General features: G+C 43.4%; 19 protein-coding genes, 1 pseudogene and 1 riboswitch. Of the genes and pseudogenes, 13 read left to right on the forward strand and 7 right to left on the reverse strand.

Annotation, left to right across the window (positions count from 1 at the left end; translation table 11 throughout):
* Window positions 1-48: 48 nt before the first annotated feature.
* Both FTV29_RS12135 and FTV29_RS12140 read right to left on the reverse strand, forming a co-directional pair.
* A complete protein-coding gene (locus FTV29_RS12135) occupies window positions 49-1,218 on the reverse strand; it encodes an alanine racemase (protein WP_180075552.1) in 1,170 nt (389 codons plus the stop codon).
* Between the two features lie 12 nt (window positions 1,219-1,230).
* On the reverse strand, window positions 1,231-2,514 hold the full coding sequence (locus FTV29_RS12140; protein ID WP_180075553.1) for a D-arabinono-1,4-lactone oxidase: 1,284 nt from the start codon (window positions 2,512-2,514) through the stop codon (window positions 1,231-1,233).
* A 233-nt stretch (window positions 2,515-2,747) separates the two neighbouring features.
* Here FTV29_RS12140 and FTV29_RS12145 point away from each other — a divergent pair, with 233 nt between their 5' ends.
* On the forward strand, window positions 2,748-4,388 hold the full coding sequence (locus FTV29_RS12145; protein ID WP_159138719.1) for an acyl-CoA synthetase: 1,641 nt from the start codon (window positions 2,748-2,750) through the stop codon (window positions 4,386-4,388).
* A 186-nt stretch (window positions 4,389-4,574) separates the two neighbouring features.
* Here FTV29_RS12145 and trpB read toward each other — a convergent pair whose 3' ends face one another.
* Window positions 4,575-5,819, reverse strand: coding sequence for a tryptophan synthase subunit beta (gene trpB / locus FTV29_RS12150; protein WP_005095779.1), 1,245 nt, complete (start codon window positions 5,817-5,819; stop codon window positions 4,575-4,577).
* The gene (locus FTV29_RS12155) at window positions 5,800-6,444 is read right to left on the reverse strand and encodes a phosphoribosylanthranilate isomerase (protein ID WP_159138718.1); all 645 of its coding nucleotides are present in this window, start codon (window positions 6,442-6,444) and stop codon (window positions 5,800-5,802) included. The genes trpB and FTV29_RS12155 overlap by 20 nt, the downstream gene beginning before the upstream one ends.
* Before the next feature lie 144 nt (window positions 6,445-6,588).
* Window positions 6,589-6,801, forward strand: a riboswitch (cobalamin riboswitch).
* Window positions 6,802-6,837: 36 nt separating this feature from the next.
* Here FTV29_RS12155 and FTV29_RS12160 point away from each other — a divergent pair.
* From FTV29_RS12160 to FTV29_RS12190, 8 genes and pseudogenes are all read left to right on the forward strand, one after another.
* On the forward strand, window positions 6,838-8,697 hold the full coding sequence (locus FTV29_RS12160; protein WP_159138717.1) for a TonB-dependent siderophore receptor: 1,860 nt from the start codon (window positions 6,838-6,840) through the stop codon (window positions 8,695-8,697).
* 91 nt (window positions 8,698-8,788) lie between these two features.
* On the forward strand, window positions 8,789-9,373 hold the full coding sequence (locus tag FTV29_RS12165; RefSeq protein ID WP_005172582.1) for a cob(I)yrinic acid a,c-diamide adenosyltransferase: 585 nt from the start codon (window positions 8,789-8,791) through the stop codon (window positions 9,371-9,373).
* A 142-nt stretch (window positions 9,374-9,515) separates the two neighbouring features.
* Complete coding sequence (locus FTV29_RS12170) at window positions 9,516-10,229, forward strand: glycerophosphodiester phosphodiesterase (RefSeq protein ID WP_005095772.1); 714 nt, start codon at window positions 9,516-9,518, stop codon at window positions 10,227-10,229.
* A gap of 440 nt (window positions 10,230-10,669) precedes the next feature.
* A complete protein-coding gene (locus FTV29_RS12175) occupies window positions 10,670-11,833 on the forward strand; it encodes an acyl-CoA desaturase (RefSeq protein ID WP_005095770.1) in 1,164 nt (387 codons plus the stop codon).
* Window positions 11,834-11,967: 134 nt separating this feature from the next.
* Window positions 11,968-13,413, forward strand: a complete 1,446-nt coding sequence (locus FTV29_RS12180) for a YdiU family protein (protein WP_180075554.1) — start codon at window positions 11,968-11,970, stop codon at window positions 13,411-13,413.
* Window positions 13,414-13,606: 193 nt separating this feature from the next.
* Window positions 13,607-14,017, forward strand: a pseudogene (locus FTV29_RS15010) (hypothetical protein); the annotation flags it as partial.
* Between the two features lie 6 nt (window positions 14,018-14,023).
* Window positions 14,024-14,338 (forward strand): hypothetical protein, encoded by a 315-nt coding sequence (locus tag FTV29_RS15015; RefSeq protein ID WP_218945072.1) that lies wholly within the window; start codon window positions 14,024-14,026, stop codon window positions 14,336-14,338.
* Window positions 14,335-14,799, forward strand: a complete 465-nt coding sequence (locus FTV29_RS12190; protein ID WP_005095764.1) for a hypothetical protein — start codon at window positions 14,335-14,337, stop codon at window positions 14,797-14,799. The genes FTV29_RS15015 and FTV29_RS12190 overlap by 4 nt, the downstream gene beginning before the upstream one ends.
* A gap of 249 nt (window positions 14,800-15,048) precedes the next feature.
* Here FTV29_RS12190 and FTV29_RS12195 read toward each other — a convergent pair whose 3' ends face one another.
* Together FTV29_RS12195 and baeS are read right to left on the reverse strand one after the other, a co-directional pair.
* Window positions 15,049-15,735, reverse strand: coding sequence for a response regulator (locus tag FTV29_RS12195; protein ID WP_004278304.1), 687 nt, complete (start codon window positions 15,733-15,735; stop codon window positions 15,049-15,051).
* A gap of 13 nt (window positions 15,736-15,748) precedes the next feature.
* Entirely contained in the window at window positions 15,749-17,401 is a 1,653-nt protein-coding gene (gene baeS, locus FTV29_RS12200; RefSeq protein ID WP_159138715.1) for a sensor histidine kinase efflux regulator BaeS, read from the reverse strand.
* A gap of 135 nt (window positions 17,402-17,536) precedes the next feature.
* On the opposite strand from baeS, the gene FTV29_RS12205 reads away from it, so the two are divergent.
* The 3 genes from FTV29_RS12205 (at window position 17,537) to FTV29_RS12215 (ending at window position 22,204) form a co-directional block, all read left to right on the forward strand.
* Entirely contained in the window at window positions 17,537-18,148 is a 612-nt protein-coding gene (locus tag FTV29_RS12205) for a hypothetical protein (protein WP_100534591.1), read from the forward strand.
* Window positions 18,149-18,451: 303 nt separating this feature from the next.
* Window positions 18,452-20,254: an acyl-CoA dehydrogenase C-terminal domain-containing protein gene (locus FTV29_RS12210; protein WP_159138713.1), complete on the forward strand. Its 1,803-nt coding sequence runs from the start codon at window positions 18,452-18,454 to the stop codon at window positions 20,252-20,254.
* Window positions 20,255-20,422: 168 nt separating this feature from the next.
* Complete coding sequence (locus FTV29_RS12215) at window positions 20,423-22,204, forward strand: acyl-CoA dehydrogenase C-terminal domain-containing protein (protein WP_159138712.1); 1,782 nt, start codon at window positions 20,423-20,425, stop codon at window positions 22,202-22,204.
* Between the two features lie 62 nt (window positions 22,205-22,266).
* Here the strand turns inward: FTV29_RS12215 and FTV29_RS12220 are convergent, their stop codons facing one another.
* On the reverse strand, window positions 22,267-22,473 hold the full coding sequence (locus tag FTV29_RS12220; RefSeq protein ID WP_005095746.1) for a hypothetical protein: 207 nt from the start codon (window positions 22,471-22,473) through the stop codon (window positions 22,267-22,269).
* Window positions 22,474-22,646: 173 nt separating this feature from the next.
* Here FTV29_RS12220 and FTV29_RS12225 point away from each other — a divergent pair, with 173 nt between their 5' ends.
* On the forward strand, window positions 22,647-23,144 hold the full coding sequence (locus FTV29_RS12225) for a phosphate-starvation-inducible protein PsiE (protein ID WP_180075555.1): 498 nt from the start codon (window positions 22,647-22,649) through the stop codon (window positions 23,142-23,144).
* Window positions 23,145-23,163 lie beyond the last annotated feature (19 nt).

Raw genomic sequence — 23,163 nt, forward strand, 5'->3', positions numbered from 1 at the left:
TTCCCTGATCTTTAAAGACTTAGGCTCATCTTTTAATTCAAAATGTGGTTATTCCCGGAAAGTCTGCCACTCAATAAATGTTCTCTCACGATAAACATAGAGCTGGGCAAATTGTGGAATGATGGCTTCACTTTGTGTCGGCCTTAAAAACACATAATCATCGACATGAATATCGCATTGCCTAGGTACCTGAAGCATTTCCTGATTACTACTGCGACCATACAACAGATGCGGCTGGCTTTTTTCAGGATAAATATAATCTGCCTGCCAATAGCCACCATAGATAAACAGTGCTTTATGCCGATGCGGCAAATGATTCAGCATTTCCAGACCCGGAATCTGGCTATAAGACAATACCTTTAAAATCGGTGCGGCAATCCAGAGCGCACATTTTAAAGCGGATAAATTGTCCAGATCGAAGTCACTGGGTTTGAGCAGCATCGAGCCAAAAGCCAGATCATTACAGACACTCTGCTGGCAATGCTGCATAAAGGTCGGACTGCCACCACCGTTAAAACACAAATCTGCCCGCCATAAATCTGGGAATTGCTGCTGAATAGTATTTTTATATTGTTGATAAATCTGCTGCGATTGCTGATAACTTTTTTCGGGGCTTTTCAAAATATTCGGCAATTTGGCGACATGTGCATCATAGCCCATCAACCCCGAAAGCCTGAGAGCGTCGGGATATTGCTGAATGAGTTTGAGTAAGGCTATTAACTGTTGCTGGCTACTCACCCCACCACGATGTAAGCCGACATCAATTTCAATATTGATATTTAACTGAAGATTAGATTCTTGAGCGAATTGCAGATATTGCTTCAAGCGCTTTATGTCATCGACCAGCCATTGAATATTGCTTTGATCATTTGCTTTATTTTGTTCAGGAACGTTTTGATAAAAACCTTGTACCGCATGAATCGGCATCGGTTTACCCAGCAAGATATCGGCCTGTTCAAATGCTCTCATCATTTCTAAAAGATGGGGTAAATGAAATACCATAAATCGCTGGGTATTCAGCTTTTCACTGGCCAGTTTGAGTAGCTGGATACTGGCTAGAGACTTCACCACCAGACGCGGCTTGAGCTGCGCAGGGATTTTTGCCCGTACAATCTCCAGATTCTGCTGATATTGAGCCAGATCCAGAATCAGTTGCGATGTACCAGTTCCCTGCTGCTGCAAATCTCGGGTCAGTTGCTGAAAATACTTCGATTGCATAATTCGCTCCTGCTATTCAGACAAAAATAACTGCTGTAAATGCGGATTAAGCCATTTTTGCTGCGGATCCAGTTGCTGCCGCAATCTCATAAAATAATCCCATTTTGGGTAAAGATCACACAGCGAAGCGGCTGTCATGCTGTGCAACTTTCCCCAATGTGGCCGTCCCTGATATTTCTGAAAAATCGGCTCGACCAGATCGAAAATAGCTCGGCAATCCTGTTTATAAAACTGATGAATCGAAATCGAAACCGAATCACGCTGATAAAAAGGACTCAGCCAGATCTCATCGGCTTTGACATAACGGAATTCGATCGGGAAAAACATCGGCACATTCTGCTTCCTTAAGGTGGCTAAAACCTCCTCCAGACATTGCAAGCCGGAATCGACCGGAACCTGATATTCCATTTCATTAAATCTGGTCTGACGCGGAGTCGGAAAAATCCGGGATGACCAATCTACATAACAACTCGGTTTAACAAAAACACCCAATAATTTTTGTAGATAAGGATTAGATGCAGGAATAAATCGGGTCAATTCAGAACACAAGCTCAATAACGCATCTTCAGATGGCCAGTTCTCCTGCCTTGGCTGAATTTCATCATTCGTTTCATTCAGGGTTTTTAGCATGACCTGATCGGCATGCAGAAAAGCCCAAAATTCAATATGCCGGTGCTGATGTTTCCATTGATCGATATGCGCAAATACTTCTTTTAATGGACACAGCCGAATATGTTCTTTTAATTTATAGCGCGGACGATTTTGCAGGGTAATTTTGGTCAATATTCCTAGACTACCTAACGCCACACGCCCCGCTTGGAAGATGTCCGCATTTTGCTGACGATCACATTGCAACAGCTCTCCATCTGCAGTCAGTAATTCAAAACCGTCCACAAAAGCAGATAAACAGGGTAAATCGATGCCGGTGCCATGCGTTCCCGTGGAAATCGCTCCCGCCAGACTTTGCTGATCAATATCACCCTGATTGGGTAAAGCTTGATTGATCGGGGCAAGATATTCACCTAAATCATATAAACGCGTACCAGCGTGCACGGTACATTGAACTTTTGCCTCATCCAAAGCCACCACACCTTTTAAATGATCGAGATAAAGCAGCACATCATTGGTTTTAGCCAAAGCACTAAATGAATGCCCCGCACCTACTGCACGAATCTTTGCCTGTGACTTCACCAAACCTTGTAATTCGCTTATTTCTCTGGGCTGAAAAACTTGAGGAGCGCTGTGCTGACTCCCTGACCAGTTTCGCCAGACTGCATTCGCCTGTTGTATTTTCATTATTATTCTCTGGCTCATATTATTTTACTGACTCAATTAGAGTAAAATACCTAAAAAATCAAATATGGGAACCCACGGGTTCAAAAAAATCAAATAGGGCTAAATATTTTAATTAATATTCAATGACTTAAAATTTATATTAATTTACTCGACTAAAGCATAAATGCAAGATTTCGAAGAAGTGCATATCTTTTCAAAAGGATATGAAAATAACGATACAACGGAGTTTTACCATGGTTAGCGCATACGATGAATTACCGCGTACCCCCGCAAATTTTGTAGCCTTGTCACCTTTACGCTATCTAGATCGTGCAGCTTATATCTATCCGAATCAAAATGCGATTATTCATGGTCAGCGCCGCATTACCTGGCGTGAAAAATACAATCGCTGCCGTCAGTTTGCCAACCAACTCCAAAAATTAGGCATCGGTAAAAATGATACCGTGTCTGTCCTGCTGCCTAACGTCCCTGCCATGATTGAAGCGCACTTTGCTGTGCCAATGGCAGGTGCGGTACTCAATACCTTAAATACCCGTCTGGATGCCAAGACGCTCGCCTTTATGCTGGAACATGCTGAAAGCAAAGTCTTATTGGTCGACCCTGAATTTACTGCACTTGCGACCGAAGCACTGGCGCTGGTATCACAAGAAATTTATGTGATTGATGTGGCCGATGCAGAGTTTGAAGGTGAAGACAGCCGTATTGGTCAAATCGAATATGAAGACTGGATTGCCCAAGGCGATGCAAATTTTGACTGGCATTTGCCTCAAGATGAATGGGATGCCATCAGCTTAAGTTACACCTCTGGAACCACGGGTAATCCGAAAGGTGTGGTCTATCATCACCGCGGTGCCTACATTAATGCCGCCAGTAATATCATTGCTTGTGGCATGATGCCGCGTGCCACCTATTTATGGACACTGCCACTGTTCCACTGTAATGGCTGGTGCTTTGCATGGACTATGGCGGCCAACGGCGGAACCAACGTCTGCCTGCGTAAAGTCGATGCCGAACTGATTTTCAAACTAATTGCTGAACATAAAGTCGATTACTTCTGTGGTGCACCGATTGTCCTATCAATGCTGATCAACACGCCTGAAGAGAAAAAGACCAAAATTGACCATCGTGTCGAAGTCATGGTGGCGGGTGCTGCCCCGCCGGCTGCAATTATTGAAGGCATGCGTAATATCGGAATTAACGTGACACATGTCTATGGCTTGACTGAAACCTACGGCCCTTCTGCGCTCTGTGCATCACAAGCCGGCTGGAGCGATCTGTCTATTCAAGAACAGGCGCAGCTGCATTCCCGGCAGGGCGTCCCCTATCCGCTACAAGATGGTATGAAAGTGCTTGATCCTGACACCATGCAGGAAGTTCCGCATGATGGTCAGACCATGGGCGAGATCATGTTCCGTGGCAATATCGTGATGAAAGGTTATCTGAAAAATCCGGAAGCGACCGCAGAAGCCTTTGCCGGTGGCTGGTTCCATACCGGCGATCTGGCCGTGTGTCAGCCTGATGGCTATGCCAAAATTACTGACCGATCTAAAGACGTGATTATTTCCGGAGGGGAAAATATTTCCTCACTAGAAGTCGAAGAAGTGCTGTATCAGCATCCTGCCATTTTAACGGCAGCTGTTGTGGCCAAGCCGGATCCACGCTGGCAGGAAGTACCATGTGCCTTTGTAGAACTCAAAGCAGGACAAACTGCAACAGCGGAAGAGATTATGGAATTCTGCAAACAGCATCTGGCACGTTTTAAAGTGCCTAAAGATGTTGTGATTACCGAAATTCCAAAAACCTCGACCGGAAAATTGCAGAAATTTGTTTTACGCGAATGGGCCAAAGAACGCGCGCAAAGTGAGTTTTCTTAAAAGATTACACTCCTCCCGAATAGATCTATAGATTGTTAAGATCAATCGGGAGCACGCGGGTTTATTCATTTAAAGCTTATCCAATAAAAAATCGTGCCAGGAAGACCTGGCACGATTTTTTTATTTATCTCTGGTGAGATTCAACCTCTCCCAAACCCTCTCCTAAAAGGAGAGGACTTAAGGAAATTACATCTCAACCATTTCCACGCCATCAATACGCGCTACAGTCATCAAGTCCTTATCACCACGACCTGAAACCGTCGCAATAATAATTTGATCCTTGTCCATGGTCGGTGCAAGTTTAGACACATAGGCCATCGCGTGCGCACTTTCCAGTGCAGGAATAATCCCTTCAATCTTGGTCAAGTCACGGAAGCCTTGTAGGGCTTCATTGTCCGTGATCGGTACATAGTTCACACGTTCCATATCTTTCAGGAAGCTATGTTCTGGCCCCACACCCGGATAATCCAGACCGGCAGAAATTGAATGCGTTTCAATGATCTGACCTTCTTTATCAGACATCAGGTAAGTTCGGTTTCCATGCAGTACACCGACATGACCGGCATTCAATGGCGCTGAATGTTTACCGCTTTCAATACCCAAACCCGCGGCTTCTACACCGTACATTTGCACATCTTGATCGTTCAGGAATGGATAGAACAAGCCCATTGCATTGGAACCACCACCAACACAGGCTACCAAGGCATCAGGCAGACGACCAGCTTGCTCCTGAATCTGACGGCGTGCTTCACGGCCAATAATCGACTGGAAATCACGTACCAGCTGCGGATATGGATGTGGGCCTGCCACGGTACCAATCACATAGTAAGTTGAATCGACATTGGTTACCCAGTCACGCATGGCTTCGTTCATGGCATCTTTCAAGGTTTTAGAGCCACTTTGTACAGGCACAACTGTCGCACCGAGCAAACGCATACGGTACACGTTCATGGCCTGACGTTTGACATCTTCAGCGCCCATAAATACCACGCACTCAAGACCTAAACGTGCTGCAATTGTGGCGGTTGCTACACCATGCTGACCGGCACCTGTTTCGGCAATAATACGCTTTTTACCTGACAATTTTGCAAGCAAGGCCTGACCAATAGTGTTGTTGACCTTATGCGAACCGGTATGGTTCAGGTCTTCACGTTTCAGATAAATTTGCGCACCACCCAACTCTTTCGACCATCGTTCAGCATGATATAAAGGACTCGGACGACCGACGTAAAACGCCAGATCACGGTCAAATTCTGCCAAAAACTGTGCATCATCTTTCATACGGAAGTAGAGCTTTTCCAAGTCTTCTAAAGCCGCCATGAGTGTTTCTGACACAAAACGTCCGCCATGAATACCGAAATGCCCGCGTTCATCCGGGAATTGGGTATAGTCAACTGCCTGACTGTTCTGGCTAGTACTTTGCTGATCCACGATGGACTCCTTGCATAAAGCGTTCTATGAGTTGTTGGTCTTTAATACCTTTTGCGGACTCGACACCGCCACTCACATCTACGGCATAGGCCTGTGTGGTGAGAATTGCCTGTTCGATATTGTCAGGATTTAAACCGCCTGCCAAGATCAAGGGAATATCAAGTTTGGGAAATGTCTCCCAATCGAAGCTGTGGCCCGTACCACCTTTCAGATCAGGATGCCATGCGTCTAACAGCACTGCACTCGCGCCAGCATCTTGATAACGTTGAATTTCTACAACTACGTCAAGATCAGGTTTGACCTGAATGGCCTTGTACCAGCGGCGTCCGACCTGTTGAGCGATTGTCTGACATTGTTCCGGCGTTTCATCACCATGGAATTGCACAATATCAAGATGAACCGTTTGCAAGATATCCTGAATCTCATTAGCTGAATGATTCACAAACAGTCCAACCACTTGCACATAAGGTGCAATGGCTTGAACCAGTTGAGCAGCTTGAGCGGCTGTAACAGCTCGGGGACTCGGTGGATAAAATACGAATCCTATCGCATCTGCACCTGCGTTCACCACAGCATGAACATCTTCGACTCGGGTGATTCCACAAATTTTGGCACGGGTTCGCATATTATTCTGGCTCTAGATCTACCAATGTCTTGAACAATCTATAAGATTGGGGCAAATCATTGTAATGCAATTTTTCCGGCTTGCGTAAAGTTCATCCGGATTATTCTTGCTGTAGATTGTGTATAAGGCATACAAACTTTATACTGCGCCCATCTTGCAACGAGCCAAAGCAGCCTCCTGCTTTAGGGAAGCTGGTGTAAATCCAGCACTGCCCCCGCAACGGTAAAAATGAAACGTCTATCAAATAAACCGCTTCGGTTTACACCACTGCATCTTGATGTGGGAAGGTGGATAGACAGCAAAGCCTGTACTTTGCACATTTAAGTCCGGAAACCTGCTTGTTGTGTTCTATCACCCAATCATTCACGGGGAAGTGAATGTATGGAGCATTTCATGTCTATTCAATTTCAACCTACTGCCTTGGTAGGTGCGATCGCACTTGCGTTGGGTACCACTTCATCTGTTTTTGCTGCCGAGCAAAAAGTTGCAAAAGCATCTTTGGATACCATTGTGGTGACTGCTTCTCGTAGTGAACAAAATATCAAAGATGTACCCGCGCGTATTTCGATTATTGAGCCTGCAATTCTTGAGCAATCTCCCTTAGCCTCATTACCACACTTATTAAGTAATGAAGCATCTCTAAATATGGTGCAGTCAGGTGGCTATGGTCAACAATCATCTATTTTCCTAAGAGGCACAAATTCAACACACACTCTTGTTTTACGTGATGGTGTGAAACTTAATAGTGCAACAAGTGGTGTTGCATCTCTAGCATATATTGATACAACAGACCTCAAACAAATCGAAATACTTAAAGGTCCTGCTTCAGTTTTATATGGTACGAATGCTATTGGTGGGGTCGTACAGCTTGTTTCTAAAACTCCTGAAAAAACAGGTGTATTTGTTACAGGTGAAGTTGGTGAAAATAAAACTTATAAATCTATTGTCGGTGCTGACCTCGCTGAAAATGGGTTTTATGCCCAAATTCGTGGTCAACGCCTAGAATCAGATGGAACTCAAGTGACCAACGCTGAGCAATCTGATATTAAAACTGGTGATTTCGAACAAAAAGGTTTTAGTACTAAATTTGGTTTTGAAGATGAGCAAGTCGCTCTTTCTTTGGATTATGCACAAAACGAAGGTCAATCCACTTATGTTTCAAGTGTTTTTGCATCAGCTCCCTCTTATGCATTTTTAAATTTAAAAAATAACGCTGTCGATTTCAAAAATGAAAGTATCAATGTGAAAGCAAAATATAAACTTTCTGATCAACTTGAATTAAATGCACGTTTATCTCAATTTAAAGATGAAAGTGATCAATTAGATTCAAAAGATTTTGTAAATAGTAAAACCCAAGAAGCTGACCTATACACGAAAGTCATTTTACCAGCTCACCAAAACATCCTATTAGGTACCACTTTCCAAAATACCAAAGCCGATGCTATTTCTAGCGGATCTCCATATAAAGGAGACGTTGATTCACAAGGTTATTATATTCAGCACCAATACAGCAATCACGGTTTAAATACTCAAATTGGTATTCGTGTAGAAGACAATGACCAATTTGGCACGCATACCGTCGGTCAGGTGGCAGCTCGCTATCAAATATTGAAAAACACAAGTATTTACACTAATTGGGGCACAGCATTTAGAGCACCTAACTTAAATGAGCTCTATGTTAACTATTATGGCAATCCAAATTTAAAACCTGAAGAAAGTGCATCTTTTGAATTCGGTATTGATCAGAAGCTCCCTCTTGGATTTACCACTGGTTTGTCTGCGTATACTAACCAAGTGAAAAACCTCATTGATTATAATGATAAAAATGGCTACATCATTGACAACGTGAGTAAAGCAAAATTTGAGGGTATCGAAAGCTACGTTCATTGGGAACAAGATCAACTGTTTGCAAAACTTTCACACAACTATGTGAAAGCTACAAATGAAGAGATTCATAAGGAATTAGCTCGTCGTCCTCGTCAAAGCCTAACCTTGACAGCTGGATTACAAAATTCAGTTTATGGCATTAGCACATCGGTATCATCCAAATCAGCACCTAAAGACAATTCAAAAGTTGCTGGTTACGCAACGATTGATTTGAATGCGTATTGGAATGTAAATCCATCTGTCAAACTTTTCACTAATATCGACAATATTGGTGATGTAAAATTTGAAACCGCATCATACGGAGATGATCTTTTCTATATCAACGGCGGTCGCCTCGCTTCTGCCGGTGTAACCTTTACATACTAAGTTCAGCGTTTCAATAAATACTTTTGAGCATCATGTCATGCCTATGGCATGATGCTTTTTATTTACAGCATTTAAAAATCAAGGAAATCACATGGGTCACCGTTTAAGTAAGATTTATACCCGCACAGGCGATTCAGGCACCACAGGTTTGGGTGATGGTTCTCGCGTTGCCAAAGACGATTTACGTATTGATGCGCTCGGTGATGTGGATGAACTCAATGCCGTGATTGGTGTATTACGTGCACAGATTTCAGCAAGCACGATTGAAGATAAAGCCACTTGGGACAAATCTTTAAGCCTGATTCAACACTGGTTATTTGATCTCGGTGGTGAAGTGTGTATTCCGGGTTTTAATCTGGTACAACCTGTGTCGATTGATTTTTTAGAAAATGATATCGACCGTATGAATGAAGCCTTGCCAATGCTCAAAGACTTTATTCTGCCTGCTGGCACTTTAGTCTGCAGCTTTGCCCATCAGGCGCGCGCAGTCTGCCGCCGGGCAGAACGTAGCGTGATGTCAGTCCACTCTCGCGACCAGAATATTCAGGCAGCGTCGCTACAACTGCTGAACCGTTTATCAGACTGGCTATTTGTAGCATCGCGCACCTTGCAACGCAGCGAGGGCGGTTCAGAAGTGCTGTGGCAAAAAAATATCAATGACAGCATCGAAAACTAGAATTATTTCTTGATTCTAAATCTAAAAATACGCGTCAGATGTATCTTGATTTTACAGTGCATCTGACGACAATAAGCCTTATCATCTTTTTGTCACATAGCACGCATACAATGAAATCAACTTCTCAATTTATGGGCAGTCTATGCGCATAATTGGTCATCGTGGTGCACGTGGCGAAGCCCCTGAAAATACCCTAGGCGGTTTTCAATATATTCAAGACATCGGTATTCGCGCCGTTGAGTTTGATGTGCGTCAGCTCAAAGACAATGCCTTAATCATCATGCATGATGATGATTTTGTGCGAACCACAGGTTTGCAAAAGCATTTATATGAATGCAATCGTCAAGATCTTGCACACTATAATCATGCTGTGACCTGGTCAGACTGGAATAAAGTCGAAGCCACTCCCCTTTTAAATCAGACCTTAAATGTCATTCGAGACTTTGAGCATATTGAAGTCGAAATCAAAAGTGTCGATTCCGAAGCTGCGGCTGAGAAAATTGCACTGGGCGTTGCACAGCAACTGCAAGGCTATGAGCAGGCGGCCATCATTACCAGTTTTGATGCCAAAGTCCTGCAAGCCTTCAAACAGCAAAATTCCCGGCTAAAACGCGGTTTACTCATCGAAACCGACCTAAAATATCAAGCGATTGATCAGGCGCTAGAACTGGATTGCTGTCATATTGGCTGGATGAATGAGCTGGCCAGCAAAGACCTGATTCAGGCCACCCAGGCTGCTGAATTAAATATCAGTGTCTGGACGGTCAATGATGTGAGCCGAGCCAAAGAGCTGCGTGATTGGGGAATTCAAGGGCTAATTACCGATTACCCAAAACTGATGCTGCAGCAACTCTAAAAAACACCCTGATTATTGATCAGTTCAAATCGTTTTATTTAAGACAGCTCGATTTCATGTCAAGCTATTAAAGCGTGTCTGACTTTTAGATTGATTCGACTTGAATGTTAAATTAATTTTCTATGAGATATATTCTGCAAATTTTCTGGCAATATTGTAGAAATGATGAACAGTTAAATCGCTTAATATTAGCCCAATTAAATAGTCTAAAAGACCGATAATCCTCAGTCACTTAGTCGGAAATCAAGCCCCGTCTAGACTGGCAAAATGGTCGTTTTTGCCCTACTTATCCTGTTACTGACAAGTACAATACAACCGTACAATAATGCTAGTGATGCTATAGGCCACATGCTAATATAAACAAGATAGGCTGCTGTTAAAATCAACAGTGGTTTCTGCTTTTTGTTAAACCTTCCGAGGTTCTAGGAGTGCTGTTGGAGATGAATGCTCCCTTACCCAAAGCCCCCATTAACTGGATTGCGGTGTTTGCATTGGTGTTATTACCCATTGTCGCCCTGATTGCAATTCCGTTATATGCGTATCACCATGATTTTAGCGCCGCCGCTTGGATCAGCATGTTTGTTTTACTGGGCGTAAGCAGCCTTGGCATTACAGCAGGATACCATCGCCTGTGGGCACATCGTGCTTATGAAGCCACTCTACCATTAAAAATCATCTTAATGATTATGGGTACATTTGCTGTACAGAATAGTATCTTGTTCTGGGCATCTGGTCACCGTACTCATCATCGTCATGTCGATGATGTGGATCAAGATCCGTACTCGATCAACAAAGGTTTCTGGTATGCACATATCGGCTGGATGTTACGTGATTATCCATCAGGTGTGGCAAACTATAAAAATGCGCCAGATCTGTTAAAAGACAAAGTCGTCATGTTTCAGGACAAATACTATATTCCATTAGTGATTGCCGTTCATGCTGCTATTTTGCTTCCAATTGGCTGGGCAGTCGGCGATGTCTGGGGAGTCTTGCTGCTGGGTGGATTAGTGCGTTTAATCCTAAGCCATCATGTGACTTTCTTCATCAACTCGCTGTGTCACATGTGGGGCAATCGTCCTTATACCGACGAGAACACTGCACGTGACAACTTCGTACTTGCGATTGCCACCTGGGGTGAGGGTTATCATAACTATCACCACATTTTCCAGTACGATTACCGTAATGGCGTGAAATGGTGGCAATACGATCCAACCAAATGGTTGATCTGGACCTGTTCTAAACTGGGTTTAGCCAAAAACTTACGTCGTATTCCTAGCTTTAATATCAAAAAAGCGGAACTGGCAATGAAGTTTAAATATGCTGAACAGGATCTTGCGGTCTATGGCCATGATGTTTCTGAAGACATCATTACTGTGAAAACCAAGATTGCACAGGAATATGATGCCTTTACCCAAACCTTAAATGACTGGGCCAAACTAAAAGAGCAAGAAATTCAGGTGAAAAAGGCTTCTATGGCAGAAAAAATTCACCAGATGGATGACAAACTGAAAGTTGAATTCCAGCTGGTTGAACAGCGTTTATCCCATCACCGGGCAACCTTGAATTTACTGGTTCGTAATTTGAAAAAATCAGCAGTATCTTAATAAAACTGCTCACAAAAAAGCCCCAATCGGGGCTTTTTTTATGTCTGAAAGATAACTTGAACTCTCGTTTATACAACAGTTTTCTACAGGCAACTTTGTTATAGTCAAGGTATTCCAAGCCTGTACTAAGTGCCATGTATTTTAACTCTCGTTATCAAACCCTTCCTGCTGCCCTTTACCACCATCAAGTTCCGCTACCGTTGAAAGGCGCAAAAGCCGGGCATTTTAACGTAGCTTTGGCAGAACAACTGCAATGGTCAGATGAAGACAAAGCGCAATGGGTCGAGATGTGTAGTGGTCAGAAAGTCTTTGCTGAGTTTCAACCCTTGGCCATGGTCTACGCAGGTCATCAGTTTGGTCAATGGGCTGGACAATTGGGAGATGGTCGCGGCCTGTTAATTGCACAGATCCTTGATCAGGAAGGTCAGACTATTGACCTGCATTTAAAAGGTGCGGGTGCAACGCCCTATTCGCGTATGGGTGATGGGCGTGCAGTGCTGCGTTCAGTGATTCGTGAATATCTGGCGGGTCATGCTTTAAATTCTTTGGGTGTAGCGTCGAGCAATGCGGTTGGCTTTACTTCCTCAACGCAAGGCATTCAACGCGAAAAGCTCGAACCCGGTGCAATGATGTTACGTACCTCAGACTGTCATATTCGTTTCGGGCATTTTGAATGGATCAATCAGTATCAGTCGGATCTGCTGGCTGAATTTACCCAGAAATGTATTGAATGGCATTATCCGGAATGCCTGCAAGCCGAACAGCCGATTCTGAGCTTTGCCACCAAAGTTATTCAGCGCACTGCCGTCATGATTGCCAAATGGCAACTGGTTGGTTTTGCACATGGCGTGATGAATACTGACAATCTGAATATTACCGGCTCGACTTTGGACTTTGGTCCTTATGGCTTTATGGAACGCTTCCGTCCGAACTGGATCAATAACCATTCGGATTATCAGGGGCGTTATACCTATCAGCAACAACCAAGTATCGGGCACTGGAACTTGTGGCAATGGTTAAACAATCTGGTTCCCCTCTGCCCTGTGAATTATGACAAAGAACAATGGAAACAGGATCTGGCCGGCTGTCTGGAACATTATGAGCCGACATTCTTGGAACATTACAAACACGGTTTAAACCAGAAAATGGGTTTACCAGGTTTCCATAAAGACAGTTTTGACTGTGCGATGGCATTTTTACGAATCTTGCAAAGTGAGCAACTGGATTACACCCAGAGTTTTATCCGCCTGCAAAATAAAGACTATGACGCTATTAAAGATGATTGTCTGGATCGCCGTCAGTTTGAAGCTTTCCTGACACAATATGAAACTATTCGTGCACATCAGGATATTGAAGAACTGGATGCCGCCATGAAGCAAGCCAATCCGCATTACATTCTGCGCAATCACATGGCACAGAAAGCCATTGAACGGGCAGAGCGTGATGATTTTTCCGAAGTCGATCGTTTGTTTAAATTGCTCAGCCAGCCTTATCTGAAACAGCCAGATCTGGAACATGCTGAAGATTTAGCACCATTGCCAAGTGATGTACCGGAAGTGATGGTGAGTTGTTCGTCTTAATTTATTCACATCAAAAACAAAAACTGTGGATAATTTAAGCGTTATCCACAATCTAAACAACATACTATCCTCTGAATGCATCATAATTTTGAGCAATATTTCGTATAACAGCCATTATATTAAATTTGGCAAGGATCTCTAAGAAAATCAGTATAGTGTTAATATTTATTGATTAAAAAAGAGAGTTAAATTAGTGAAATACTCAAAAGAAAAAATAGTAAAAGCGTTATTACTTGCTCCGCTACCATTACTTTTCTTTGCAGCATTGTTCTTTATCATAATGAATCGTGAATACAGCCTATATTCAATTTTTGTGATTTTTGTAGGACATGCTCTTGTTTACTTAGCTTATTGTATTTTAACTGTACCTTTCAGCTTCATGTTTTCAATTCTTTTAAATCGCTATAGCCTCCTTAACTTGCTGACCATCTGTATTAGTTCTCTAATTATTGCTACACCATTTTTTGTTCTTTTAGGGTGGAGTCATACAGGAGAAATTTCGAAAGAATGGTGGAAGATGTATACCGATACTTGGACTATTCTTATGGCTCTATTTCCAGGTTTGTCTTATTGGTTATTTTTAACTGATTTCAAAGTTAAAGAATTTTTTATGAAAAAAATAATCTATTTTAATTGTTTAGCATTTATTTTGACTTATTTATCTTTGTTTTATCAGAAATATATATTGGTTGAACGCACAGGAATAGATGAAGTTGCAAAGGTTAAAGTCATAGCCGGAGGATTTCCTCTACAGTTCTTAGTAGATGGTGAAATATCTCCAGTCGGTAGTATAGCCATCGATCCTTTAAATATTCTTATAGGATTAGATCAATTTGTTTTTTTCAATTTTTTTATTGATTATTTGTTTTGGCTTGGGTGTCTCTTAGCCTGCTACTTATTTTTTCGAAAGATGAAAGTGAAATGACAGGATCTAGAATATTTATAAAAATAGGAATCTTGCTTATATTTCTATGCTTTTTTTTAGGCTTGATCTCGTATAAACAAAAAACTGTTCATGACAAAGAGGTGGCTAAACAGACAACAGTTTTTTTCTTAAATTCGCTTTCCATGGGAGATTTGAAATCAGCACTAAAGAATGTTTGGCCTGATAGACAACTATATTTGCAAATGCAAAGTCCTAAAAGAGTCCACTTTTTCAAAGAGGCAAAAATTTTAGAAATTATAAAAGTTGACTATGACTCAGCAAAATATAGACCTGAATACTATCAACAATTCTATAAAATTATTTCATTGATGATTAAATTAAAAATAGTACATACGGATGATGCCGGAAATCCGCCCGGAGACTATATTTTCTTTATTAATATTATGCAAAAGAATCCTAACTCTAATTGGCTCATTACAGAATTAGGTAGTGGGCCTTAAAGTAATAATTATTTATTTTCCCTAAAATTAACACAATACACCCTATATGAAATCATATTTTTTATTTATATAATTCAAAATTTTAAGTTTATTTTAAAAACACTATCACCATTAATTAGGTTTTTTAGTGATTTTTACCGTTTCATGCTCATTGATTAAGCAATGTTCCACGAGTTTGTGTAGCCAAAATTATTTTCAAAGTATAAAAAAGCGAACCCTTCCGGATTCGCTTTTTTCATTGCCTTAGACTCAGTCTTCAGGATATTCAAAACGGTAGCCAACACCATAGACCGCCTGAATCCACTCATGACGGTTGCCGGTTTCAGCAGCATCCGAAATTTTACGGCGCAAATTCTTGATATGACTGTCAATCACGCGATCCGCGACATCAAAACTGTCTGGATTGATATGATCCAGCAATTGCGCACGTGAATAGACCTGCCCGACATGTTCCAGGAATAACTCCAGTAAACGGAATTCAGTCGGGGTCAGATTCAAGGCCTTTTGTTGATACCAGATACGCTGTTGGGATTTATCCATACGGAACAGATCATTACTTTCCGGTTCTGATTTACGGTCCAGACGACGTAAGACTGCCTGTACCCGTGCAACCAACTCTTTTGGACTAAATGGTTTACACAGATAATCATCTGCACCCATATTCAGACCCAACACACGGTCAATTTCTTCAGTACGCGCGGTTACCATAATAATCGGCAAGTCTGACTGTTCACGTACCTTACGGCAAATGGTCAGGCCGTCCATACGCGGCACCATCAAGTCCAGAATCATCAGACTTGGTTTACGCTGGGTAAAACTGTTATATGCTTCCTGCCCATCATGAAACATACTGACCTCAAAACCAGCAGCTTCCAGATAGTCTCGCACCAATTGTGCAAGTTCGATTTCATCTTCAACCAGCATGACATGTTTCATCAATATATTTCCTTTAGGGTTTCATTTGTTTAGGAAAACTCAGTTTGCAGCGTAAACCACCGAGTGGTGAATGCGCAAAGCTTAAGCTGCCACCCAGCGCCTGCGTAATTTTACATGATAATGCCAAACCAAGCCCAGTTCCGCCAGTCGCCCGGGTACGCGAATCATCGACACGGTAGAAACGCTCGCCAATCCGCGCCAGTTGCTCATCGCTCAAACCAAATGGACTGTCATCGACATATAAGGTCCATTCTTTCTCATCCTGCGTGCTATGAATATGCACCTGCCCACCCGCTTCAGTATAGCGAATACTATTACTCAGCAAGTTGGCCACAATCTGTTTAAAGCGGTCCAGATCCAGATTTAACTCAGTATCTTCGCCATTTGCGGTGACCGTCAATTTAGCCTGTTCAAAGTTTGGCTGGAAGTTGATCAGTTCCTGCTGTACCACCTCCCACGGATTCACCGTCGAGAAGTAAAATTGCAATTGCTGCGCATCGGCCTGTGCCAATGCGGCCAGATCCTGTGTCAGTTTTTTCAGGCTGGTGACCTGCGCCAGCATGGAAGCAAAATGTTCAGGGGTGGGTTTACGAATCCCATCCTGCATCGCTTCAATCTGTGCCTGTAAGACTGCTAGTGGCGTTTTCAATTCATGTGAGGTATCTGCCACCCATTGACGGCGTGAGGTTTCATGCTGATCCAGAATCACAGCCAAGGCATTTAATTCATTGGACAAATCACCCAATTCATCATTGCGGTTGACTTTGACCTGATACTGATAATTGCCTTGGGTCAGAGCACGCGTACCATTCAGCAAACGTTGAATTGGTTTCTTGAAATAAGTCGCCAATAACAAGGAGGCAATCAGACTGGCCAAAATACTGAGCGCATAGACCAAAAATAAATAACGCTTTTGATTACTAAAAAAATTAATACTTAAGGCATCATCCTGATCCAGAACCGGCTTTAAGCCCAAATAGCCGACAATCTGATTATTCACCATAATCGGACGATAGGAAATCTGCTCATCTGAAGCCTCACCGACCACAAAACGACGTTTTGCATCATACAGCGAAAGACGTGAACTGAGACCAAGACGGTCCGGCATCTGGATAAACTGCTTCTTGCCGGTCGGCTGCTGTGCTGCTTGTTCGCCATTCTTACGGTCAGTTCTAAACAGATTCTGATTGGAACTCAGCGGGAATTTTAGGCCTTCAAAGGGCTGAAACTGCGAGGGTAGATTGGAAGCCAGGAGGCGTAACTCTTCTTCATTGACCTGACGCGGTGGCAAAGCCGGATCGACCATACTGGGTGCGACTTGAACCAGGGTCTGTTCCTGAAAATAGCGCTGCTGCAAGGCAATATCATACTGACGGCGTAGCCACCAGCGTGATAAACGGTCATAATCATCTGGCGCAGCCTCCCCTTCCATTTGTAGAATCTGGGCCTGAATCGCATTGCCCCAGTCCTGATACACCGCATAGACATCCGCCAGATTTTTAATCACATAATCCAGTTTCTGCATTTCGACATCAGCCACATAGCGGGCGAAATTACGCTGCATATTCAGATGCAGTACACCCAGACTCACTGTGGTAATAACCAGCGTGGTCAACAGTACAGTCAAAAATAGACGTAATGCAATCGGAATACGGCGAATGTTCAAAACAGAAATCTCAATTTTTCTTCTATATTCATTATTGTAGCGAACATGGCATCAAAAAACTCTTCATTGTTTCTTCATCTTTATTGTTTAATCTTTACCTGACATAAAATCAGGTTCTTGACGGGAATAAATACAATGCAAGCCATGACAAAAATAGCCTTAATCAGTGCCAGTGTTCTTTCTATGGGTGCTTTGACTGCCTGTCAATCTACCAGTAATGTACCGAACAATGAGCATCGCCAAATGATGAAACATCATCATGAGGGTAAAAAACAGCATCATCTTTCACCTGAACAGCGCGAGCAGTTTAAAGCAAAGCGTGCGGAACGTCTGCAATTTGCCAAACAGCTGCAACAGGCCTGTGACAATAAAGCCGTAGGTTCAGCGGTTCAAATCAAGGCCGGTGATAAAACCATTGATGGCAGCTGTACTATCGTTTTTAAAGCCGATCGTAAAAACATGCAAGGCCAGCGCGGCGAACACCGCGGCATGAAAGGTGAACATCGCCCGATGCGTGCCGATGTCCGTGGCGGCATGATGCGCGGTGAAGCATTAACTGATGCAAAACGTGCAGAATTGACCAAACAGTTTGATCAACGTCTGGCTCAGCGTCAGGCACAACAACAAGCGATGCTGCAAGCCTGTCAAGGCAAGAAAGATGGTACTGCTGCACAGATCAAAGCAGGTGAACAAACAGTGAATGGTCAATGTCATGTTCGTTTCCAGCCCAAAACATCTGCCTATTAATGCATAGGAATCAATGATTCACGACAAGCACCTTCGGGTGCTTTTTTATTGGGTGCTATTTACCCTGGATAGTTGACTATTCGTATCATACAAAATATGACTAAAGCCTTTATACTCAATATGTTTAATACGTCATGCATATTAATCTTTGACTTTACAGTCACCAAGAAATCCCCCTGAAAAGCTTGTACCGCAGGGGAAGATGTTGCAGGATTAGAATCATTCCAAACCGTGTCAGTGAAGATACGTTTTTAGTTCATCTAAGATTATAACGCTGGTTAAACCAGTATTGAGGAAACCGATATGCCACAATACAAAGCGCCTTTACGTGATATGCAATTTGTGTTGCATGAATTATTAAATGCTGAACAACACTATGCAAATCTCCCTGCATTCCAAGAAAACGTAAGCCGTGAACTGGTAGATCAGTATTTAGAAGCTGCGGCTGATTTCTGTGAAAATGAACTCTCTCCGATTAACCAGGCGGGCGACCGTGAAGGTTGTACCTGGAATGACGGCGTGGTGACTACACCAACAGGCTTTAAAGAAGCGTATCAAAAATACATCGAGCTGGGCTTCCCTTCACTTTCTGCTGAAGAACAGTATGGCGGTCAAGGCTTACCGAACTCTTTAGGGATTACCATCTCTGAAATGATCGGTACTGCGAACTGGGCATGGGGCATGTACCCTGGCCTGTCTCACGGTGCGGTTCGTACTTTAGAACACCACGGTTCAGCTGAACAAAAAGATGCTTACCTGCCTAAACTGGTTTCAGGTGAGTGGACGGGTACCATGTGCCTGACCGAGTCGCATGCAGGTTCTGACCTGGGTATTATCCGTACCAAAGCCGAGCCTCAAGCAGATGGCAGCTACGCCATTTCTGGCGAGAAAATCTTCATCTCTGCGGGTGAACACGACATGGCTGAAAACATCATCCATATCGTACTGGCACGTTTACCGGGCGCACCGAAAGGCACCAAAGGTATTTCATTATTCATCGTACCGAAGTTCAACCTGAATGCCGATGGCTCTATTGCCGATCGCAATGGCGTACGTTGTGGTTCAATCGAACATAAAATGGGGATCCACGGTAACGCAACCTGTGTGATCAACTTCGATAACGCGAAAGGCTTCCTGATTGGCCCTGAAAACCGTGGTCTGAACTGCATGTTCACCTTCATGAACACCGCACGTATCGGTACGGCAGTACAAGGTCTGGCAGCGTCTGAAGGTTCTTTCCAGGGTGCACTTGCCTACGCCAAAGACCGTCTGGCGATGCGTTCACTGTCTGGCCCTAAAAACCCGGAAAAAGAAGCAGATCCAATCATTGTGCATCCAGCTGTACGTAACATGCTGCTAACCCAAAAAGCATATGCTGAAGCAGGTCGCGCACTGGTTTACCTGTTGGCGCAATATGCGGACGTGGTTGAACATGCTGTAGAAGAAGCCGATCGTAAATTTGCAGACAATATCTTGTCTCTACTTACCCCAATCGCAAAAGCATTCCTGACTGAAACCGGTTCTGAAGCTGCGAAACACGGTGTGCAGGTCTTCGGTGGTCATGGCTTTATTTCTGAGCATGGCATGGAGCAAATCGTACGTGATACACGTATTGCCTGTTTGTACGAAGGTACCACTGAAATTCAGGCGCTGGACTTGTTAGGTCGTAAAGTGTTGGGTACTCAAGGTGCGATGTTGAAAGACTTCACCAAGATGATCCACAAATTTGCTGAAGCGCACAAAGACAATGCTGCAATGAAAGAATTCGTTGAGCCATTGGCTGCCTTGAACAAGGAATGGGGCGACCTGACCATGCAAATTGGTATGCGTGCGATGCAAAACCCTGAAGAAGTCGGTGCAGCTGCGGTCGATTACCTGTACTTCTCTGGTTATGTCACCCTGGCTTACCTATGGGCACGTATGGCACTGGTTGCTCAAGAGCAACTGGCTGCTGGCACCACTGAAGTTGACTTCTACAATGCCAAAGTGACCACTGCACGCTTCTACTTCAAGAAAATCCTGCCACGCGTTCGTTCACATGTTGACGTGATCGCAACAGGTGTAGAGCCATTGATGAACCTGGATGCAGAACATTTCGCATTCTAAGTTAGAATCAGACTAATCGCATCACAGAAAAAGGACGGTCAATGAACAGACAGTCCTTTTTCTTTATAACGAGTTACAGAATTAACCTTTAGTCGTCTAACATTCAGATTTTGAGTCCTTTAGACTGATTAAAACTTATTTAATCAAACAATAAACAGGTGACACACCATGCCAATTTATAACGCGCCACTTGCCGATATGAAATTCATCCTCAACGATGTCTTTAATGCAGAACAATTCTGGCAAGCCAATGAAAATTTAGCGCACCTCGATGCTGCAACAGCAGAAGCCATTCTGGAAGAAATGGCGAAATTTGCGCAAAATGTGACCCTGCCACTCAACCGTAGCGGTGATGAAGAAGGCGCAAAATATGAAAATGGCAATGTGACTACCCCTGCTGGCTTTAAAGAAGCCTTTAAACAATATGCCGAAGGCGGCTGGATCGGGTTGGGCGCAGATACCGAATGGGGCGGCCAGGAAATGCCGAAAATGCTAACGGTACTTTCTGATGAAATGCTGTTTGCCACCAACCCATCTTTCATGCTGTATCCGCTGCTGTCTGTCGGTGCAGGTATGGCCTTAAACAGCTATGCTTCACAAGCGCAAAAACAAACCTATTTACCTAAAATTTATTCGGGTGAATGGTCAGGCACCATGTGCTTAACCGAGCCGCATGCCGGTACAGATCTGGGGATTATCAAAACCAAAGCTGAACGCAATGAAGATGGTAGCTATAGCATCACCGGCACCAAGATTTTCATCACTGGTGGTGATCATGATCTGGCGGAAAACATCATTCATTTAGTTCTGGCCAAAACACCAGATGCACCTGCGGGTTCACGTGGTATTTCCCTGTTCATCGTACCGAAATTCCTGGTCAATGAAGATGGTTCTGTTGGCGAACGCAATCCTGTAGGGCCAGGTTCTATCGAACACAAAATGGGCATTAAAGCTTCTGCGACCTGTGTCATGAATTTTGATGGCGCTAAAGGTTATCTGGTTGGTAAAGAAAACGAAGGTCTGGCTGCGATGTTCGTGATGATGAACTACGAACGCCTGTCCATGGGAATTCAGGGCTTAGGTGCTTCTGAATTTGCTTATCAAAATGCTGCACAATACGCGACCGATCGTTTACAGGGTCGCAGTGCGGCTGGTGTTCAATCACCAAGCAAACCGGCGGACAGTATTCTGGTGCATGGTGATGTACGCCGTATGCTGCTGAATGTACGTGCCAACAATGAAGCGTCTCGTGCCTTTGCAGTCTATGTCGGTCAGCAACTGGACATTACCAAGTTCTCTACCGATCCAGAAGCGGTGAAAAAAGCCAATGACCGCGTGGCACTACTCACGCCAATCGCAAAAGCCTATTTAACCGATACTGCCTTCCAGGCAACATTAGATGCGCAAATGGTGTTTGGTGGTCATGGCTATATCCGTGAATGGGGCGTGGAACAATGTATCCGTGACCTGCGTATTTCCCAGATCTATGAAGGCACCAACGGCGTACAGTCACAAGATTTAATCGGTCGTAAAACCATTAAATGTGGCGGTGAATATATCTCTGAATATATCTCTGAAATCCGTGACTTTGCCAACAGTCTGGATGCAGACCTAAACTTCATTAAAGACGCCACTTTGGATGCAGCGACTGAAGTCGAATCGGTGACTCAGTTTATTCTGGAAGCAGCAAGAGAAAGTCATGATTTCCCGAACTCGACCGCGGTCGACTATCTGCACGCTGTCGGTCTGCTCAGCTTCTCGTATATGTTCGCACGTATTGCCAATGCTGCGAAAAATAAAGAGGGCGAGTTCTATCAAAACAAACTGGCTTTGGCGAATTATTTTGTGCAACGCATTCTGCCTGAGCTGGCTCTACGCATCACCAAAGTAAAATCAGGTTCTGACCTGATCATGAACTTCTCTGAAGATTACTTCACGACTCAAGCTTAAGCTGAAACAGCCATAATCAAAAACGCCTGCTTGATGCAGGCGTTTTTATTACAATTCGAAACTTAAACTTTCTGAATCATTAAAGAATCCGGTTGATTATTGCTTTTCGGATTCAGATGTTTATTCACAATTTTGATATTCCCCTCTGACTCTAAAGACTCGCAGAGTTCCACCACCTTTTGCATATCTTCAGCCTTAATGCCTACGCCGAGGATTAATTTTTTTCCGGCTTCTAATTGGTCAATTTTTGTTTGAATTTTATCTAACACTTTTTTCTCCTATTTATTCAATGTACCACCCATACAATATAGCAATTTAGTCTAAAAAAAGCGCAAAAGTTCAAATAATTTAATCTTTATTTTTCATCCAATCATTCTGTGCATAATTTTTGCAGGTTATTCTCTAAGTATCGTTTATATCAAATAAAAATCAGGAAGATCTTATGCCGAAACCCCATCCCAAAGTTGAAAAACTTGAAGCCCTCCTCGACCGTTTTGGTAATCTTGCTGTAGAAAGTTTTCATTATATTGCCCTGTTTGTAATTGGCTGTATGGTGATCTGGTCTGCCGGTCATACCGTCGTCGACATTCTAACCGTTAAACAGTTCGCCACCATTGACGATATTCTTTTACTGTTCATCTATCTCGAACTCGGTGCCATGGTTGGGATCTATTTTAAAACCAATCATATGCCGGTACGCTTCCTGATTTATATTGCCATTACCGCACTGACCCGCTTGCTCATTGCGGACATTCAGCACACGCATAAAGCCAGTATGGATCTGGTGATTATTACCGGTTCGATCCTGATTATGGCATTTGCCATTTTAGTGGTGCGCTATGCGTCATGGACCTACCCATCGGTGATTCGTGACAAACACAGCGAGAAACCAGTGCCACAAGGCAAAACGCCTCGTCAGGAAGATGATGAGTTGGCTTGATATAAAAAATCCCCCTTGA

Origin of the sequence: Acinetobacter sp. YH12254 (assembly GCF_013417415.1) — a bacterium.
Classification (GTDB): domain Bacteria; phylum Pseudomonadota; class Gammaproteobacteria; order Pseudomonadales; family Moraxellaceae; genus Acinetobacter; species Acinetobacter pseudolwoffii.

Bases quoted from the DNA above. Each gene is read 5' to 3' on its own strand.
- FTV29_RS12135 (WP_180075552.1), bottom strand. From the start codon at position 1,218: ATGCAATCGAAGTATTTTCAGCAACTGACCCGAGATTTGCAGCAGCAG.
- FTV29_RS12140 (WP_180075553.1), bottom strand. From the start codon at position 2,514: ATGAAAATACAACAGGCGAATGCAGTCTGGCGAAACTGGTCAGGGAGT.
- FTV29_RS12145 (WP_159138719.1), top strand. From the start codon at position 2,748: ATGGTTAGCGCATACGATGAATTACCGCGTACCCCCGCAAATTTTGTA.
- FTV29_RS12155 (WP_159138718.1), bottom strand. From the start codon at position 6,444: ATGCGAACCCGTGCCAAAATTTGTGGAATCACCCGAGTCGAAGATGTT.
- FTV29_RS12160 (WP_159138717.1), top strand. From the start codon at position 6,838: ATGTCTATTCAATTTCAACCTACTGCCTTGGTAGGTGCGATCGCACTT.
- FTV29_RS12165 (WP_005172582.1), top strand. From the start codon at position 8,789: ATGGGTCACCGTTTAAGTAAGATTTATACCCGCACAGGCGATTCAGGC.
- FTV29_RS12170 (WP_005095772.1), top strand. From the start codon at position 9,516: ATGCGCATAATTGGTCATCGTGGTGCACGTGGCGAAGCCCCTGAAAAT.
- FTV29_RS12175 (WP_005095770.1), top strand. From the start codon at position 10,670: ATGAATGCTCCCTTACCCAAAGCCCCCATTAACTGGATTGCGGTGTTT.
- FTV29_RS12180 (WP_180075554.1), top strand. From the start codon at position 11,968: ATGTATTTTAACTCTCGTTATCAAACCCTTCCTGCTGCCCTTTACCAC.
- FTV29_RS15015 (WP_218945072.1), top strand. From the start codon at position 14,024: ATGAAAAAAATAATCTATTTTAATTGTTTAGCATTTATTTTGACTTAT.
- FTV29_RS12190 (WP_005095764.1), top strand. From the start codon at position 14,335: ATGACAGGATCTAGAATATTTATAAAAATAGGAATCTTGCTTATATTT.
- FTV29_RS12195 (WP_004278304.1), bottom strand. From the start codon at position 15,735: ATGAAACATGTCATGCTGGTTGAAGATGAAATCGAACTTGCACAATTG.
- FTV29_RS12205 (WP_100534591.1), top strand. From the start codon at position 17,537: ATGCAAGCCATGACAAAAATAGCCTTAATCAGTGCCAGTGTTCTTTCT.
- FTV29_RS12210 (WP_159138713.1), top strand. From the start codon at position 18,452: ATGCCACAATACAAAGCGCCTTTACGTGATATGCAATTTGTGTTGCAT.
- FTV29_RS12215 (WP_159138712.1), top strand. From the start codon at position 20,423: ATGCCAATTTATAACGCGCCACTTGCCGATATGAAATTCATCCTCAAC.
- FTV29_RS12225 (WP_180075555.1), top strand. From the start codon at position 22,647: ATGCCGAAACCCCATCCCAAAGTTGAAAAACTTGAAGCCCTCCTCGAC.